Raw genomic sequence first — 15,980 nt, 5'->3', positions numbered from 1 at the left:
CCTCAAGATGAGATTTCCCAGAATGTAAGACCCCTTGTAGACGACGAGGTAGATAGGTTCGGGGTGGAAGCGCGGCAACGTGTGGAGCTGACGAATACTAATCGGTCGAGGGCTTATCCAAAACGATTCAGCGAGCTTTGTTTCGAATCCAGTTTTCAGGGAATAACATGAAAACTATGCTGCCCCTTATGGACAGCATAGTTTTTTTATTTGCAATGAAAAAGACACGAACCGCTACTGGGCGTAGCAGGACGTGTCTTTTTCATTGATTTTAAGATAGCCGGAGCTGCTGAATTTGCGCATCGAGGTGAAGATGAAGAGCCGGGGAACCAGCAGCCACAGATGTACGAAGGCTAGATGTGCTAGAATGGTAGTTGAACACCAGGGATAAAGGCAGCACAGGATCGCCATATTAATCCATAGCAGCTGAGCATGCAGATTCCGCATCCGAGCCAGCGCGAGATAGCTCCCAGGGACAAGCCCGAACCAAGGCAAGCGAAACGACCAACGCCATTCCTTGGGGAAATGTCCGGCCTTCATTTTAAAATACAATCGAATGAACAGAGTATGGGCGAGCAGAACGCCAATAAAGCAAAACAGCAGCAGCAAAGGCCACCCTTGGAGGAGATCCCACAAAAGCAAGATAGAAGGAAGCAGCCATAATACGGCCAAGTAGGCGAACTTATGGTGCACCCGTTTCAAGAGCCGGTACGTATAGATCGTCGAATCCTTGGATAAGGATTTATCGTTCGAGGTATTCAAAGCTGTGCACACACCCGTTCAACAGAATGGAATCCATAACATATATCGGTTATCGGTAAAAAAATAATGAGACTTTTGCACCGGATGAGCCCTATTTTCATAAAAATAGTTTAGGATCGTTTTAACTTAAGAGAATAAGGACATACTGATAGAAAAGAAGAATAGAGGTGAATCGGCGTGGACGAAACACAGCAGCACGAGCCCGTCTCATCATGTATTATTTGTGGGCAAGCGAAAGAAGAGGGCATCATGATTATATCAGAATTTATATGCGAGGATTGCGAGAGTGAGATGGTCAAGACGGACGTCAGTGATGCGAAATATCCGTTTTTTATCCATCAGATGAGGCAAATCTTATATAGAAAAAATGCATAAAGCGGAAGCGGCGGCTCCTTTTATCCGAGTGGATGGAAGAGGGCTTTTTTGTTTGGTAAAATAAGCAAATGATTGTTAATGAACTAAGAAGCGGTACGCAGGAAAGAGTGAACCAGAATGACGATGAAAAGTAGAGCCCCCTTATTTGAAAGTCTTCATTCGCATCATGCTGCGCAGGTGCTAAGCTTTCATGTACCGGGACATAAGTCGCGCGCAGGCCAGCTGGGGGATGCGGATCGGTACTATCACGACATTTTAAAGATAGATATGACGGAAATTTCGGGCTTGGACGATCTGCATCATCCAGAGGAAGTGATTCGAGAGGCGCAGGAGCTGGCAGCGGATTGCTTTGGAGCGGAGGAGACGTACTTTCTGGTTGGTGGGAGCACGTCGGGCAACTTGGCTCTGCTAACGGCCAGCTGTCGACGCGGAGAGCTGGTGTTAGTCCAGAGGGATGCCCATAAGTCCGTGCTACATGGCTTGATGCTTGCTGGAGCTAGAGCGGTGTTTATTACACCTCGGGTGTGCAAGAGGACCGGGCTCAAGCTAGGCGTTGCCCTTGAGGATCTAAAGCTGGCGATGGCACGTTACCCCGAGGCGAAGGGGCTGTTCATCACCAACCCAAGCTATTATGGTGTTGCCGCGGACATTGGAGCTTTGGCGAATTTGCTGCACGACCATGGAAAATGGCTGCTCGTCGATGAGGCACACGGGGCGCATTTTGGATTTCACCCGGCTTTGCCGGGCAATGCGATGGCGGCTGGCGCAGATGCTGCGGTTCAATCTACGCATAAGATGCTCACGTCGATGACGATGGGTGCGATGCTGCACGTCCAAGGGGAACGGATCAATCGGGCGGCACTGAAAAAAGCACTGGCCATGCTGCAAAGCTCCAGTCCATCCTATCCGATTATGGCTAGCTTAGACCTCAGCCGTAAGATGATGCATGAGCATGGAGAAGCTTCGATTAATGCCGGTCTGCAGGCGGTACATACTTTCAATGATTGGATCAAATCGCAGTCCGGATGGGGGATCGGCCAAGTAGTTGGGGGAAATGGGATTATGCAGGACCCATTTAAGCTGGCACTTTATGATCGGACGGGAAGGCTGTCAGGCTATGCGTTAAAAGAGGCGCTGGAGCGGCACGGTTGCTTTGCTGAGCTGGCGGATCCCGTTTTTGCTCTATTAGTGTTTAGTTTGGCTAGTACGGTTCAGGACGCTGAGCGCTTGGTGCAGGCTTTGGCGGAGATCGATTTGGCTTGTGAAGAGCCGCCGCCAGCGCGTCCATGGACCGAGTTCGATATAACGACATTTGGAGATGAGACGATATCGGAGCCTGTGGCCTTTGATTTGGACACAGTTTTAGCAGCGGATCAGGATGAAATAGAGTATGTGCCATTGGAGCAGTGTGAAGGAAGGATCGCAGCAGAAATGATTGTTCCCTATCCACCGGGTATCCCTATACTTCATCAAGGGGAGGCTATCTGCGCTGGGGTGGCGGCATATTTGGAGCGCTTAGCTGATCTGGGGTCGAGGTTTCATGGGCATGATGTAACCGCTCATCGTACGCTGCCCGTGCTTTCGACTGGATCGACCGGCCCGGCGTGAAAGCGATTTTTATGGTATAGTTATAATAGAAGAAATGTACAACCAGAACAGGGGAAAAGAAGCGTGCGAACCGGTTTATTTATAACAGTAGAGGGCGGAGAAGGCGCAGGCAAGTCGTCTGCGATCAATGCCATAACGAATCATGTCGCGGCCAAAGGATATAAGGTCGTGTCCACTCGCGAGCCCGGCGGGATCAATATAGCCGAGCAGATTCGTGCAGTGATTCTCGATCGGAGCAATACGGCTATGGACGGTCGTACCGAGGCACTGCTTTATGCGGCGGCACGTCGGCAGCATTTGGCGGAGAAAGTAATTCCGGCATTGCAGGCGGGAAAAGCCGTCATCTGTGACCGGTTTATCGACAGCAGCTTGGCATACCAGGGATATGCGCGAGGGCTTGGCATCGATGCGGTGTTCGAGATCAATCAGTTTGCAATCGGGGATTGGATGCCTGATCTGACGATTTATATGGACGTGCGTCCGGAGATCGGGCTGGCACGGATTCAAGCGGACCAAGGGCGTGAAGTCAACCGTTTGGATGTCGAGTCAATGGCTTTTCACGAACGGGTGAGAGAAGGCTATCGACAAGTGATGGAGCGATTCCCGAATCGTGTCGTGCAGGTGGATGCGGAGCAGACCATGGACAACGTGCTCGAACAGATTGAGCGGATCTTGAACCAAAAGGTGCACAGAAGAGTATAATATTTTACGCCATATTATTGAAGGAATTTTTCGACTATTTGTCTAATTAGTAATAACGCAATTTTTGCAGCTAACCGTAATGAGCAAAGATTGTCCGCACCAAGTGATGAGCTCCGAGAAAATTCTATATTGGATGAGTAAGGAGGCTGGGTATATGAAATTGGTTATTGCCGTGGTTCAAGATAAGGACAGCAACCGGTTGTCTAACGCACTGGTGAAGGAGGGCTTTCGTGCTACGAAGCTTGCGAGTACCGGAGGTTTTTTGCGGGCAGGCAACACGACGTTCTTAATTGGTACGGAGGACGAAAGGGTTAGTGAAGTATTGAATGTCATCAAAGCCAACTGCAAAATTCGGGAGCAAATGGTTACCCCAGTCTCTCCAATGGGAGGGACAACAGACTCATACATCCCGTTTCCAGTGGAGGTTCAAGTCGGCGGCGCCGCAGTATTCGTGATGCCGGTTGAACGGTTCGAACATTTTTAGAAAAGAGGTTGATTAAGTAAGTGAAGATAAACCCGGGTTGGCGACCTTTCGGCAAAGAAATACTCAGGAACGAGAATGCTTCCTCACAGCAGCTTCAGCAAAAATCATTCTCCGACATGATGCAGACCCAGGACGAGGTAGCAACCCGGGAGCAGCTTCAACGGATTTTGCTTCAAATCGATACACAGGGCCAGCGCCTCAGCCGATCGATGACGGTGAGGGAGCTTCGTCAGTATAAGCTGCTTGTGAAGCAGTTTCTGGAGGAGACGGCCCGCCGCGGAGTCCAGCTGCGCGATACGCGCGGCTGGGACCGCCGCGGCCGAACGAAACGGTACAAGCTGCTGGAGGAGATCGACACTGAGCTGCTGGGCATGGCTGACGAGATGCTGGAGTCCGAGCAAGGTCGAATCGATATGCTGCAAAAAATCGGTGAGATTCGCGGCATGCTGATCAATTTGTTCTTTTAAACCGAAGCAAGTTCGACTTGGCATGAACCTTTTTGTCAAATAGAGAAAGGAAATGCTCTACCCTATGTCTTTTCAAGCGATAGCAGGACAAGATCGTGTCAAACGCATCCTGCAAAACAGTTTGCGAACCGATAAGGTTTCTCATGCATATATTTTTACCGGCCCGTCGGGGACTGGGAGAAGGGGCATGGCGAAAGCTTTCGCCCAAGCCATCTACTGCAAAGTGCTGCCGGATGATGCCTGTGGGGAATGCCTCGACTGCCGGAAGGTGGAGCATGGCAATCACCCTGATCTGCATTGGATCACACCGGACGGAGCTTCCATTAAAATAGAGCAAATTCGCGAGCTGCAGAAGCAGTTTGCTTACCGCGCTTCGGCTTCGGGCATCAAGATGTATGTCCTTGAGGATGCGGATAAAATGACGGTTCAAGCGGCCAACAGCCTGCTTAAATTTTTGGAGGAGCCTACTTCTCAGGTGGTTGCCGTGCTGATTACAGACAATGGACAGGCTCTGCTGCCGACGATTCGATCCCGATCGCAGTGGATTCCGTTCACACCGATGGGACGCGATGCGATGGCCGCCGAGTTGCTCAAAGAAGGGCATTCTCCCGTGCTGGTGCAAATGGCCGTCCGATTAACCGCAGGAATCGATGCTGCTCGCGACCTGATTCAAGGAAATGGGTTTGCAGAACTCCGAAATCTAGTGATACAATTAACCAAGGAGAGTCTCAGCCGATTGCCGTCAGCCTTGCTGACCGCACAGCAAAAGCTGGCTAAGGGCGAGTTCTCGGAGCAGCTTCCGGCTTTTTTGGACATGCTCATCCTTTGGCTCAAAGATATGGTGCAGCTTGGCATCGGCAACCGCGAGTCGCTCATTTATAGCGATCAGTCCGACTGGATGACACAGCAAGCTTATCTTTATCCAATACAACATTGGATCGCATGCCTGGAGCAGGCGATCGAGACGCAGAAGCGACTGCGGTTTCATGCTAATCCCCAGCTGGCGCTGGAAAATATATTAATGCGTTTGAAGGGGGTGTAGATTTGTTTTCAGTTGTAGGCGTTCGCTTCAAGAAAGCGGGCAAAATCTATTATTTCGATCCGAGCGATTTGCCGGTAGACAAGGACAGCAGTGTGATTGTGGAAACCGCGCGCGGCGTCGAATACGGCAAGGTTGTCATTGGGCGGAGAACCGTCGGAGAATCCGATGTCGTGCTTCCTCTTAAGAAGGTTATTCGCATCGCGGATGTGCAGGATGCGCAGCTCGTTGAGGATAACAAGCAGGCGGCTAAGAACGCGTTTGCCGTTTGTCAGGAGAAGATCAAGGATCATCAGCTGCGGATGAAGCTCGTTGATGTTGAGTATACATTTGATCGCAACAAGATCATTTTTTATTTTACCGCGGAGGGCCGGGTCGACTTCAGGGAACTTGTGAAGGATTTGGCTAGCATTTTCCGCACACGAATCGAGCTTCGTCAGATCGGTGTACGTGATGAAGCGAAGATGCTTGGCGGAATTGGGCCCTGCGGACGCATTTTGTGCTGTTCGTCCTTTTTGGGTGATTTTGAACCGGTGTCCATTAAGATGGCGAAGGATCAAAACTTATCGCTCAATCCGACCAAAATTTCGGGTTTATGCGGGCGGTTGATGTGCTGTTTGAAATATGAGCATGATAATTATGAAAGTGCCAAGGACGATCTGCCGCGTGTCGGCAGCGAGGTCGTTACGTCCTTCGGCAACGGGCGGTTAATTTCCCTAAACGTGAATGAGCGTTTGGCAAAAGTACAGGTGTTCGAGCTAAAGAAAGTGATGGATCTTCCATTGGATGATGTGGTGGAGCAGCACTAACTGCCTAACAGACCGGGCGACTGCTTTACGCGGCTGAGGTGAAAGCGTGGATAAAAGGGATATATTCGTACAAATTGATCAGATGGAAGAGCAGATGGGTCTTTTGTATACCGAGCTGGGCGATATTAAACAGCAAATCATCGAGCTGCTCGAGGCGAACAAACGGCTGAGTATAGAAAATGACCAGCTGCGTAAGCTGTTAAAGAAAGACGCTGAACCGACTGAACTGGAACTGCGGAGCAGCCAGGGCGATCATCCTGTTCAGAGTAAAGAACCGACAGGTGAAGGCTACGACAATCTGGCACGTATCTATCACGAAGGCTTTCATATCTGCAATGTGTACTACGGTCATTTACGCACGGAAGGCGATTGTTTGTTTTGCATGTCATTTTTAAATAAATAAACCGATGCCGTAGGGGAGGATGCTTCTCTACGGCTTTTTTCAAGGAAAGAGGCGTGTGTACGTTGGACTCCATTCCACTTCATGAGAGCGAGCGAATCGATGATTTGCTGACCCAGGATTTGAAAATCATTCAAAGCGATGAGGTGTTCAGCTTCTCGCTGGATGCGGTGCTGCTGGCGCGGTTTTGCATGGTGCCGCCGCGCGGCCGAATTGCTGATCTATGCACCGGCAACGGTGTCATTCCGCTGCTCTTGTCTACCCGGACGAGAGCGCATATTACAGGCGTGGAAATCCAAGACCGGCTCGCAGACATGGCGCAGCGCAATGTGCAGCTGAACGACCTGCAGGAGCGGATTTCTGTCATTCATGGGGATTTGCGCGAGGCGGTGGATGAGCTCGGAAATGGCGCTTTTGATGCCGTTACGGTTAATCCGCCTTATTTGCCGGTTCCGAATGGGGAGCAGAACGGCAATGAGCACTTTGCTGCGGCCCGGCATGAGGTGTACTGCACACTGGATGACGTGGTCCGCGTTAGCAGTCGGCTGGTCAAAAGCGGCGGCCGTGTGGCCATGGTGCATCGGCCCAGCCGGTTGGTGGAAATCTTTGCCGCGATGCGCCAATATCGACTTGAGCCAAAGCGAGTGCGGTTCGTTCACCCACGGGCGGACAGCGAAGCCAATATGGTCCTGATCGAGGCGCTTCGCGATGGAAAGCCGGAGGTTCGGCTGCTGCCGCCACTCATTGTGTATAAGAATGGGACGGAATATACGGATGAGTTGGTGGACGTTTATTACGGGAAGCGCGAAGCGTTGGCGTTCTAGCATTCTAGATAAAGGAAACGATGCCTGTGAACATTCAAAAAAGTTACGCCGAAGGCGATGCGTACGGGAAGCTGTATTTGGTGGGAACGCCGATTGGCAATCTGGAGGATATGACGTATCGCGCGGTTCGGATTTTGGGGGAAGTGCAATGGATCGCGGCGGAGGATACGAGGCAAACTCGTAAGCTGCTGACGCACTTCGACATTTCGACGCGGCTCGTCAGCTATCACGAGCACAACAAGAACGCGAGCGGACCGGAGCTGATCCGGCTGCTCTTGGCCGGCGACTCCATCGCGTTGGTCAGCGATGCTGGCTTACCGGCCATTTGCGACCCGGGCGCGGACCTGGTCCGCATGGCCATAGATGAGGGGATCGCTGTCGTGCCGATCCCCGGCGCCAACGCGGCGCTCTCCGCGTTGATTGTCTCGGGCTTGCCGACGGAGCGGTTTACCTTCGTCGGCTTTCTCCCCCGCGACAAGAAGCCGCTGGAGCGGGAGCTCGGTGCCCTGAAGCGCGAGCCGGGCACCTGGCTTTGTTACGAGTCGCCGCATCGACTCGTGAAGACGCTCACGGTCATGGCCGAGGTACTCGGCGGGGACCGTGAGGTTTGTCTCGTCCGCGAGCTTACGAAGCGGTACGAGGAGGCTTTGCGAGGCACGATCACGGAGTGCCTCGCGCACTTGGACTCGCACGCGCCGCAGGGCGAGTATGTGGTGGTGATCCGCGGCGGCGGTGCGGACGCGGAAGCGGAGTCGGCCGACGCGTGGTGGGCCGGCTTGACGCCGGAGCAGCACGTGGCGCGGTACGAGGCCGACGGCGAAGGGCACAAGGAGGCCCTGAGGCGTGCGGCCCAGGATCGCGGCGTGCCTAAGCGCGAGCTGTACAATCTGCTCCATCGCGACGGCTAGGGCTCACGATGTCGCACTACACTAGGTGTTTGCGATGTTGCGCAGTAACGAGCTTATCCACGAACAAGAGCTGTCGAGGCTGAAGCCTCGATGCGAGCTTACGGCTAACACCACCTGAACCACGCACGCCTTAACGCATACGCACCCTCCGCCAACGTAAGCGGGTCCGAGGTATACCCTTTGCCTGCAAAGGGTATACTCGGACGAAAAGCGCTCTCACCGCCAACGTATCATCGAAGCTGTGCGGGGTCCAGGGGCAGCGCCCATGGGGTCCCCCTCAGAGCAATACGTAGTATTGCTGGCATCGGAAGCATACGCTTGAAGGGGGATTTAGGGGGATGGAAAAGCGCTTTTGGAGGCAAAAAAAATCCCTGACTCATTCAAGTCAGGGAATAGAGGAGATATGAAAAAGGTTAGAATTACCTTAGTTAAAATTGCTAACTTTATTATAACTTATTTTTCTTATTTTGTCACAGGTATTGGCATTTCAGTTAAACAATCGTGACAAACAATTTTTCCCTTAAAGTAGGACACGCTCTCAGCGTTACCGCAGAAGATGCAAGCAGGCTCGTATTTTTTCAGCATGATGCGCTCGCCGTCGACATAAATTTCCAAAGCGTCTTTTTCCCCAATGCCGAGCGTTCTGCGAAGCTCGATCGGAATAACGACGCGACCCAGTTCATCAACTTTTCTTACAATGCCAGTAGATTTCATCATATTTGATAATTCCCCTCTCAAATGAAGTTGTATGAAAAGAACAACTTAATAGATTTATCGTCATGATTCGACATAATTCTCATTACTTATGATACCAACCATTCCCATAATAGTCAACCATATTTTGAGAGAAGTATATGCTATTTTATGGAAATACAGGTATCTATTTAAAATTTAAATCTTATCGGAGCTCAAAAAGTGTGAAAAAACACACAGTTTATAGGAAGTTTAGCCCCAAAATAGAAAAATACTAACATCGGACATACATAAATATACCATCCTAAAATGGAAGTTATCTACGACATATTTCGACAAAATTATGACGTTTTCCTAAAGATGGTGTCGAAAGCAGACAAAATTCAACGACAAAGGAAGATGCCCATGGCCGCACCGCTAAAAGAAGAGAAGGTGTTTAAAGATCCCGTTCACAAATACATTTATGTGCAGGATCAAACGATCTGGGACTTGATTAACACAAAGGAGTTCCAACGATTAAGGCGTATCCGCCAGCTGGGCACTTGTTTTCTTACGTTTCATGGCGCAGAGCACAGCCGGTTTTCCCATTCGCTTGGTGTATATGAGGTGACGCGCAAAATCATCTCGCAGTTCGAACGCAATCAATACGAGGATTGGCCGCGGGAGGAGCGGCTGCTCTGTCTTTGCGCTGCTCTGCTTCATGACGTTGGCCATGGACCGTTCTCCCATTCCATCGAAAAAACCTTCGGTACTCACCATGAAGAATGGTCTTGTCGAATTGTGCTCGGCGATACTGAGGTGAACCGTGTGCTTCAGCAGGTATCCCCTACCTTCCCTCAACAAGTGGCCGGTGTGATCGCCAAAACCTACACCCACGAAATTGTTGTCAGCTTGGTCTCCAGCCAACTGGATGCCGATCGCATGGATTATTTGCTGCGTGATGCGTATTTTACCGGTGTCAATTACGGCACCTTTGACCTGGAACGAATTCTTCGCGTTATGCGGCCCTACCAAGGCCATATCGTGGTGAAGGAGAGCGGGATGCATGCCGTTGAAGACTATCTCATGTCACGCTACCAGATGTACTGGCAGGTCTACTTCCATCCGGTAACCCGGAGTGCGGACATTGTGCTGCATAAAATATTTGGACGGGCCAAAGAGCTGTATGAGCAAAACTATGCCTTCCGATTCATCCTACCGCCGCTCGTCCGCTTGTTTGAGAAAAAGCTGACTGTGCACGATTATTATCTCTTAGACGAAGCGTTAATGCAGACGACGTTAATGCAATGGGCCTTCGAAGAAGACGCCATACTGGCCGACTTATGCTCCCGGTTTTTACAGCGCCGGTTATTTCCCTATGTCACATTAGATCGCATCGATCCAGAGCAAATCGAACGGCTGCGAGGGCAAATGGACCTTCTGGGCGTTGATCCTGGATATTACCTGGAAATTGATTTTCCATCCGATCTTTCGTATGATGTGTATCGTCCGGGAGAGCATGATGAGAAGCTTCCAATCCTGCTGCTGGACTCCAAAGACAACTTGTCCGAAATTTCCCGAAAGTCGGAGATCGTGCGCTCCATCAGTGGTATCCATATGGGCAAGTACCATCTCTACTACCCGCAAGAGCTGCTGTCGAATCATCTGCATCAGCTGGACCCCGATTTGCAGAAGCTGTTTGGGAAGTAAAGAGTTTTGTCAAGTTCACCGAAAATAAATTGTATTATTATAGAAGAAAAAGGGAGAAACCATGCTGATAGATACCCATGCGCACCTTAATGCTCCGCAGTTCGATGAAGATCGACAGGAGGTCATTGAGCGCGCACTCCAAAACGGAATACGTCGAATCGTCAATGTCGGATTTAATCGAGAGACCATCCCAAGCTCCATTGCCTTAGCGGAGCAATATGATTTTATTTACTCGACTGTTGGTTGGCATCCAACGGATGCAATCGATATGAAGCCGGAGGATCTCCAATGGATCGAATCGCTCTGCCAGCACGAGAAGGTCGTCGCCATCGGCGAGATCGGGTTGGATTACTATTGGGATACGTCTCCTAAAGAGGTGCAGGATCGCGTATTCCGAGATCAAATCCGGCTGGCCCGTAAAGTTGGCATGCCGATCGTCATCCATAACCGGGATGCGCATCACGATGTGGTTCAGACGCTCCGAGAGGAGCGGGCGGCTGAGGTTGGAGGCGTGATGCATTGCTACTCCGGCAGCTGGGAAACGGCCAAGCTGTGCCTGGATATGAACTTTTACATTTCGTTCGGCGGGCCCGTGACGTTTAAGAATGCCAAGCAGCCAAAAGAGGTGCTGGAAAAGGTGCCGCTGGACCGGCTGCTGTTCGAGACGGACGCGCCTTACTTGGCTCCGCATCCGTACCGAGGCAAGCGCAATGAGTCGTCCTACGTGCGTCTAGTGGCTGAAATCGCAGCAGAAATAAAAGGGATTTCCTTGGAAGAGTTGGCTGAGATTACCACGCATAACGCCGTTACTCTATTCGGATTAAAGTAAGAATTTGAGGGTAGGAGACAGCCTTTTTTTCATCGATGTAAAGAGAACAAGAGAAAATGGAACGAAATGGTGCGTTGAACGTAGAAAGATATAGGTTTTGTCATAATTTTGTTACTAAATTCACAAAAACACGTGAAATTCACGCTTTTTTTCAAAGTTTGTATACTTTACAACTTCTACCTTTGCATCGTAAACTCAATATTAACTTCATAACGATTACCAAATTTCCAACTTCGCTGAGTTTCCGTTAAGGGAAACGGGGGAACCACATCGCTCGTCATGCTGTTTAGGTGACTGTGATGTATTTAATGGGGTGAATCCTGAAGGCATGTTCTACATGCTAACAGGTAGGGCGACTCTCAAGTCCGAATCCGTCAGCTAACCTCGTAAGCGTCCAGAGAGAGGTAAATTGTCGTGAGCTTTTAATTTCATTTTATCCAAAATGAAAAAGTCACGGGAAGAGCCCTCTTCTCCGCTGACTTTTTTTGTGTTCTCCTGTGAAGTGGGAATAAAGTCCAAGCTGGTTCATACAATGAAATTCGAATGAGGAGGTGGCGAGGGGGTAGTCAGTCACAGTTGGGTAAGCACTCGGGTTACGGGGGCTGCTACGAAGCAACGGTTTAGTGCAGTGCCGGTGTACAGCTGTAACACTTCGATCAAATCAAACCAAATTTACCATAGTCGCGTCAGATCAACTCATGCGAAACACTCGGGTGGCGAGGCTTTGAAGGAGGACCGAACAAGTGGGCGTTGTGTCAACGGAACAAACCCATGTAAGACGATCATCCAGCATGTCCTTCGCATTGCGATGGAAGCATGAAACCTTGCGTATGATATCGATGATTTCACTCATTTCATTCGCTATGACTTTCATGTTCTTAATGATGTTGTACGGTACGGCAACGAAACGCGTATCGGTGGTTGTAGACGGCCAGGAGAAAACGTTCCAGACCCGCCAGGGGGTTCTACAACGCATACTGGATGAGCAAGGCATTGCTGTCGGCGAGCATGACCGTGTGTCGCATTCGCTTCAGGCTTCGGTCAAATCGGGGGAACGCATTTCCATCGATAAGGCCAAGCCGATTGAACTGACAGCCGATGGAGAGACCAAGACCGTTTACACGATCGGAAAAACGGTAGCAAGTGCGCTAGACGATTTACATATTAGTCTAGGCGAACTCGACAAGGTGACCCCTGCATTAGAGGCAGAGGTGCCGCAGAATGATAAAATTCAAGTGGTGCGAGTGAAGAAAGAGCTGGAAGAAGTAACGGAACCTATTGCATTTGAAGTCGTCAAGAAGAACGAGCCGCAATTAGTGAAGGGCAAAGAGCAAGTGGTTCAAGAGGGTCAAGAAGGCGTTCTGCTCAAGAAGAAAGAGAAAGTATTTGAGGATGGCAAGCTCGTAACAGAGCAGGTAGTCGATGAGAAGGTTCAGTCGGAAAGCGTCAAAAAAATTGTAGCAGTTGGAACGAAAAATCCAGTTGTCGTATTGTCTTCTTCTTCTCCTGATGTGGATAAAGTATCGAAAAACGGAGTGACCTTTGATTATAAACAGGTCATTAATAATGTCACGCTGACTGCGTATGCCGGCAACGGATCGCAACCGAAGACATTTACAGGCACGACAGTAACGGAAGGTCGCACGATTGCAGTGGATCCGAAGGTGATCCCGCTGGGCTGGTGGGTGTACATTGACGGACTCGGGTTTCGCAGAGCGGAGGATATCGGCAGCGCCGTCAAAGGCAACCTGATCGATGTCTACTTCGATAGCAACGCATATGCTAGCCGGTTTGGATTAAAACGCGGCTACACCGTGTATGTCATTGGACCGAAAAAGCCAACAGCAGACTAAGCACTGACAATTAGGGCAGACTCATAATATAGAGTTCCAGGAAGGAAGAGGCGATCCAACGTCCCTCTTCTTTTTCTGCTTGTATGGGAAAGAAGGTTAAGAAAGCGTATGATTAAAGAGATCATCGTGGTGGAAGGCAAGGACGATACGGTGGCGATCAAACGGGCCGTAGAAGCGGAAACGATCGAAACGGGCGGATCGGCGATCAATAAGGACGTGCTGCGACGCATTCGGTTGGCGCAACAGCGCCGAGGGGTCATCGTGTTTACGGATCCGGACCATGCCGGAGAGCGGATTCGCAAAATTATTGCCCGGGACGTGCCGGGCTGCAAGCATGCGTTTCTGACTCAGGAGGCGGCTACGAGCCGAGGAGATATTGGGGTGGAAAACGCATCGGTCGAAGCGATTCGGATGGCGCTTGAGAATGTGCGAACCGACTATCAGTCGGAGGAGGCGCAGGTGTCTTGGGACGACTTGATGGAGGCCGGATTAATCGTCCACCCGCAAGCGGCCGCACGCCGGATGACCGTAGGGAAGCAATTAGGGATCGGCTATTGCAACGGCAAACAATTTTTCAACCGCTGCCGGATGTTCCAGATTTCGCAGGAGGAATTTGAAGCCGCTTGCCGTCATTTAGAGGAAGATGAGGAGACGAAGTAATGGATAGAGCAAACGAAGCGCAGAGGAGCGGGCAGCATTCGGAAGATATTGCTTCTCCGAAACGAACGAAGGACCTGCTGCAGAAGCATGGACTAACACTGAAGAAGAGCTTGGGGCAAAACTTTTTGATCGATCATAACATTCTGGGGAAGATCATCGGTGCTGCTGAACTCGACTCTACCAAGGGGGCACTGGAAATCGGCCCGGGCATTGGTGCATTGACACAGCAGCTGGCTAAGGCGGCAGGGCATGTCGTTGCGGTCGAAATTGATCAAAGACTGCTTCCGCTGCTGGAGGAGACATTAGGCGGGTATCCGCATGCTACGGTCATTCACGGCGATGTGCTGAAGGTGGATTTGAAGCAGCTCTTTGCCGAACATTTTCAAGGTGTGTCCCGGGTTAGTGTGGTGGCGAATCTCCCGTACTACGTGACGACACCGATTATTATGAAGCTGCTCGAGGAGAAGCTGCCTCTGGAGAATATTGTAGTCATGATCCAAAAGGAAGTGGCGGAGCGCATGGCTGCCAAACCGGGCGGAAAGGACTACGGCAGTCTGAGCATCGCGGTCCAGTATTATTGCGAGCCGGAGATCGTTACGATCGTGCCGCATACCGTCTTTGTCCCGCAGCCGAACGTCGATTCGGCCGTAATCCGCCTAAAGGTGCGTGAGAAGCCGCGGGTTGAAGTCGAGGACGAAGCGTTCTTCTTCGAAGTGGTACAGGCCAGCTTTACCCAGCGTCGCAAGACGATTTATAACAATTTGGCCGCCCGATTCTTTACGAAAGAAACGAAAGAGCAGCTGGAGCCTATCCTGAGGGAAGCGGGGATCGAGCCTTCGCGCCGCGGAGAAACGCTTTCGATCGAAGAGTATGCGGTGCTGAGCCGCCGCCTGAGTCAAGCTCTGAAGCTGGGCGTTTAAGCGAAAAATAGGCGTTCCTTGCACCATTTGCCCATTGCCACCATACGATACACGAGGAGGCGATGCAGCCATGAAGCAAGGAGACCTGGTCACCCGCAGATCGTATGGGGGTGATGTTGTGTTCAAGATTCAAGATATCCAGCAGCAGCAGGTTGCGGTGCTCCGTGGGGTGGAGCTTCGGCTGCTTGCAGACGCCCCGCTGCTGGATCTTGATACTGTACCGCAGCTGGACCCGTTTCAGTCGATGGGGACCACGCATCCGAAGTGGGTGGAATCCATGAGACGAACGACACTCGCTGCGCAAGACGTATCCACCGGAGCGGGAGAGACGCCGCCCACGGCCAATGATAAGTCCAAACCTAAGCCTCGTCCGGCTTATTTTGACCTTCCGGGTAAGGTGCTGCATCTGGATGGCGATCCGGCTTATTTGCGAAAGTGCATGAGCTTATACGGCGAGCTTCGTGTCCCGGCCGAAGGGTACTATGTGTCGGAAGCCAATATGGCAGAGGCGCTGTACCGACTGCTTCCGCAGACACGCCCCGATATCGTAGTGATTACAGGACATGACGGTATCTTGAAAAATCGTCCGACCGGCGATATAACCCAGCTAAGCAGCTATAAAAATTCACATAATTTTGTCGATGCGGTGCGTGTAGCAAGGCAATACGAAAAAAATCGGGATAACCTGACCGTGGTTGCAGGGGCATGCCAATCCCATTTTGAAGCACTGCTCGCGGCTGGAGCCAACTTTGCCAGCTCGCCTGCCCGAGTGCTCATTCATGCGCTCGACCCGCTGTGCGTAGCGGCCAAAGTAGCCTATACGCCGATCAAAGATACCGTAGACATCGTGGATGTGATTGGGCTTACACATAGCGGTCTCGAGGGGCTGGGAGGCATCGAGTCGTTGGGCAGCTACCGGAAGGGTGTTCCCAAAATTCAATATTCTACTCCTAAATAA

At 51.0% G+C, this 15,980-nt stretch carries 18 protein-coding genes, 1 rRNA gene and 1 riboswitch; of the genes, 17 read left to right on the top strand and 2 right to left on the bottom strand.

Going from position 1 to position 15,980, the window contains the following annotated elements; translation table 11 throughout:
- Window positions 1-121: ribosomal RNA gene (locus FPZ49_RS27375) — 23S ribosomal RNA — on the top strand; the annotation flags it as partial.
- A 113-nt stretch (window positions 122-234) separates the two neighbouring features.
- Here the strand turns inward: FPZ49_RS27375 and FPZ49_RS27370 are convergent.
- On the bottom strand, window positions 235-762 hold the full coding sequence (locus FPZ49_RS27370) for a hypothetical protein (RefSeq protein ID WP_144853198.1): 528 nt from the start codon (window positions 760-762) through the stop codon (window positions 235-237).
- Window positions 763-939: 177 nt separating this feature from the next.
- Here FPZ49_RS27370 and FPZ49_RS27365 point away from each other — a divergent pair, with 177 nt between their 5' ends.
- The 10 genes from FPZ49_RS27365 to rsmI all read left to right on the top strand — a co-directional run bounded on the left by FPZ49_RS27365 (window position 940) and on the right by rsmI (window position 8,378).
- Entirely contained in the window at window positions 940-1,137 is a 198-nt protein-coding gene (locus FPZ49_RS27365; protein ID WP_144853196.1) for a sigma factor G inhibitor Gin, read from the top strand.
- Window positions 1,138-1,254: 117 nt separating this feature from the next.
- On the top strand, window positions 1,255-2,745 hold the full coding sequence (locus tag FPZ49_RS27360) for an aminotransferase class I/II-fold pyridoxal phosphate-dependent enzyme (protein WP_144853194.1): 1,491 nt from the start codon (window positions 1,255-1,257) through the stop codon (window positions 2,743-2,745).
- Window positions 2,746-2,808: 63 nt separating this feature from the next.
- Complete coding sequence (gene tmk / locus FPZ49_RS27355) at window positions 2,809-3,447, top strand: dTMP kinase (protein WP_144853192.1); 639 nt, start codon at window positions 2,809-2,811, stop codon at window positions 3,445-3,447.
- A 154-nt stretch (window positions 3,448-3,601) separates the two neighbouring features.
- Entirely contained in the window at window positions 3,602-3,931 is a 330-nt protein-coding gene (locus FPZ49_RS27350) for a cyclic-di-AMP receptor (protein ID WP_144853190.1), read from the top strand.
- A gap of 20 nt (window positions 3,932-3,951) precedes the next feature.
- Window positions 3,952-4,398 carry a YaaR family protein gene (locus tag FPZ49_RS27345; RefSeq protein ID WP_144853188.1) on the top strand — a complete coding sequence of 149 codons (447 nt, stop codon included), beginning with the start codon at window positions 3,952-3,954 and terminating at the stop codon, window positions 4,396-4,398.
- A 64-nt stretch (window positions 4,399-4,462) separates the two neighbouring features.
- A complete protein-coding gene (holB, locus tag FPZ49_RS27340; protein WP_144853186.1) occupies window positions 4,463-5,440 on the top strand; it encodes a DNA polymerase III subunit delta' in 978 nt (325 codons plus the stop codon).
- A 2-nt stretch (window positions 5,441-5,442) separates the two neighbouring features.
- Window positions 5,443-6,246, top strand: a complete 804-nt coding sequence (locus FPZ49_RS27335; protein ID WP_144853184.1) for a PSP1 domain-containing protein — start codon at window positions 5,443-5,445, stop codon at window positions 6,244-6,246.
- Between the two features lie 46 nt (window positions 6,247-6,292).
- A complete protein-coding gene (yabA, locus tag FPZ49_RS27330; RefSeq protein ID WP_144853182.1) occupies window positions 6,293-6,649 on the top strand; it encodes a DNA replication initiation control protein YabA in 357 nt (118 codons plus the stop codon).
- Between the two features lie 62 nt (window positions 6,650-6,711).
- Window positions 6,712-7,470 (top strand): tRNA1(Val) (adenine(37)-N6)-methyltransferase, encoded by a 759-nt coding sequence (locus FPZ49_RS27325; protein WP_186446134.1) that lies wholly within the window; start codon window positions 6,712-6,714, stop codon window positions 7,468-7,470.
- A 20-nt stretch (window positions 7,471-7,490) separates the two neighbouring features.
- Window positions 7,491-8,378: a 16S rRNA (cytidine(1402)-2'-O)-methyltransferase gene (gene rsmI, locus FPZ49_RS27320; RefSeq protein ID WP_186446133.1), complete on the top strand. Its 888-nt coding sequence runs from the start codon at window positions 7,491-7,493 to the stop codon at window positions 8,376-8,378.
- Between the two features lie 462 nt (window positions 8,379-8,840).
- Here rsmI and FPZ49_RS27315 read toward each other — a convergent pair whose 3' ends face one another.
- Window positions 8,841-9,095 (bottom strand): AbrB/MazE/SpoVT family DNA-binding domain-containing protein, encoded by a 255-nt coding sequence (locus tag FPZ49_RS27315; RefSeq protein ID WP_144853176.1) that lies wholly within the window; start codon window positions 9,093-9,095, stop codon window positions 8,841-8,843.
- A 381-nt stretch (window positions 9,096-9,476) separates the two neighbouring features.
- Here FPZ49_RS27315 and FPZ49_RS27310 point away from each other — a divergent pair, with 381 nt between their 5' ends.
- From FPZ49_RS27310 to yabG, 6 genes are all read left to right on the top strand, one after another.
- Window positions 9,477-10,760 (top strand): HD domain-containing protein, encoded by a 1,284-nt coding sequence (locus FPZ49_RS27310; RefSeq protein ID WP_144853174.1) that lies wholly within the window; start codon window positions 9,477-9,479, stop codon window positions 10,758-10,760.
- A gap of 61 nt (window positions 10,761-10,821) precedes the next feature.
- Complete coding sequence (locus FPZ49_RS27305) at window positions 10,822-11,589, top strand: TatD family hydrolase (RefSeq protein WP_144853172.1); 768 nt, start codon at window positions 10,822-10,824, stop codon at window positions 11,587-11,589.
- 224 nt (window positions 11,590-11,813) lie between these two features.
- Window positions 11,814-11,998: riboswitch (cyclic di-AMP (ydaO/yuaA leader) on the top strand.
- A 334-nt stretch (window positions 11,999-12,332) separates the two neighbouring features.
- Complete coding sequence (locus FPZ49_RS27300) at window positions 12,333-13,442, top strand: 3D domain-containing protein (RefSeq protein ID WP_144853170.1); 1,110 nt, start codon at window positions 12,333-12,335, stop codon at window positions 13,440-13,442.
- 108 nt (window positions 13,443-13,550) lie between these two features.
- On the top strand, window positions 13,551-14,102 hold the full coding sequence (gene rnmV / locus FPZ49_RS27295) for a ribonuclease M5 (protein WP_144853168.1): 552 nt from the start codon (window positions 13,551-13,553) through the stop codon (window positions 14,100-14,102).
- The gene (gene rsmA / locus FPZ49_RS27290; protein WP_144853166.1) at window positions 14,102-15,022 is read left to right on the top strand and encodes a 16S rRNA (adenine(1518)-N(6)/adenine(1519)-N(6))-dimethyltransferase RsmA; all 921 of its coding nucleotides are present in this window, start codon (window positions 14,102-14,104) and stop codon (window positions 15,020-15,022) included. The genes rnmV and rsmA overlap by 1 nt, the downstream gene beginning before the upstream one ends.
- A 70-nt stretch (window positions 15,023-15,092) precedes the next feature.
- Window positions 15,093-15,980: a sporulation peptidase YabG gene (gene yabG / locus FPZ49_RS27285; RefSeq protein ID WP_144853164.1), complete on the top strand. Its 888-nt coding sequence runs from the start codon at window positions 15,093-15,095 to the stop codon at window positions 15,978-15,980.

Origin of the sequence: Paenibacillus cremeus (assembly GCF_007786445.1) — a bacterium.
Lineage (GTDB): Bacteria > Bacillota > Bacilli > Paenibacillales > NBRC-103111 > Paenibacillus_G > Paenibacillus_G cremeus.
This window is presented reverse-complemented; position numbering and strand designations above follow the sequence as displayed.

Coding starts and splice junctions, on each gene's coding strand:
- FPZ49_RS27360 (WP_144853194.1), top strand. CDS start 1,255: ATGACGATGAAAAGTAGAGCCCCCTTATTTGAAAGTCTTCATTCGCAT.
- FPZ49_RS27350 (WP_144853190.1), top strand. CDS start 3,602: ATGAAATTGGTTATTGCCGTGGTTCAAGATAAGGACAGCAACCGGTTG.
- holB (WP_144853186.1), top strand. CDS start 4,463: ATGTCTTTTCAAGCGATAGCAGGACAAGATCGTGTCAAACGCATCCTG.
- rsmI (WP_186446133.1), top strand. CDS start 7,491: ATGCCTGTGAACATTCAAAAAAGTTACGCCGAAGGCGATGCGTACGGG.
- FPZ49_RS27315 (WP_144853176.1), bottom strand. CDS start 9,095: ATGATGAAATCTACTGGCATTGTAAGAAAAGTTGATGAACTGGGTCGC.
- FPZ49_RS27310 (WP_144853174.1), top strand. CDS start 9,477: ATGGCCGCACCGCTAAAAGAAGAGAAGGTGTTTAAAGATCCCGTTCAC.
- FPZ49_RS27305 (WP_144853172.1), top strand. CDS start 10,822: ATGCTGATAGATACCCATGCGCACCTTAATGCTCCGCAGTTCGATGAA.
- rnmV (WP_144853168.1), top strand. CDS start 13,551: ATGATTAAAGAGATCATCGTGGTGGAAGGCAAGGACGATACGGTGGCG.
- rsmA (WP_144853166.1), top strand. CDS start 14,102: ATGGATAGAGCAAACGAAGCGCAGAGGAGCGGGCAGCATTCGGAAGAT.
- yabG (WP_144853164.1), top strand. CDS start 15,093: ATGAAGCAAGGAGACCTGGTCACCCGCAGATCGTATGGGGGTGATGTT.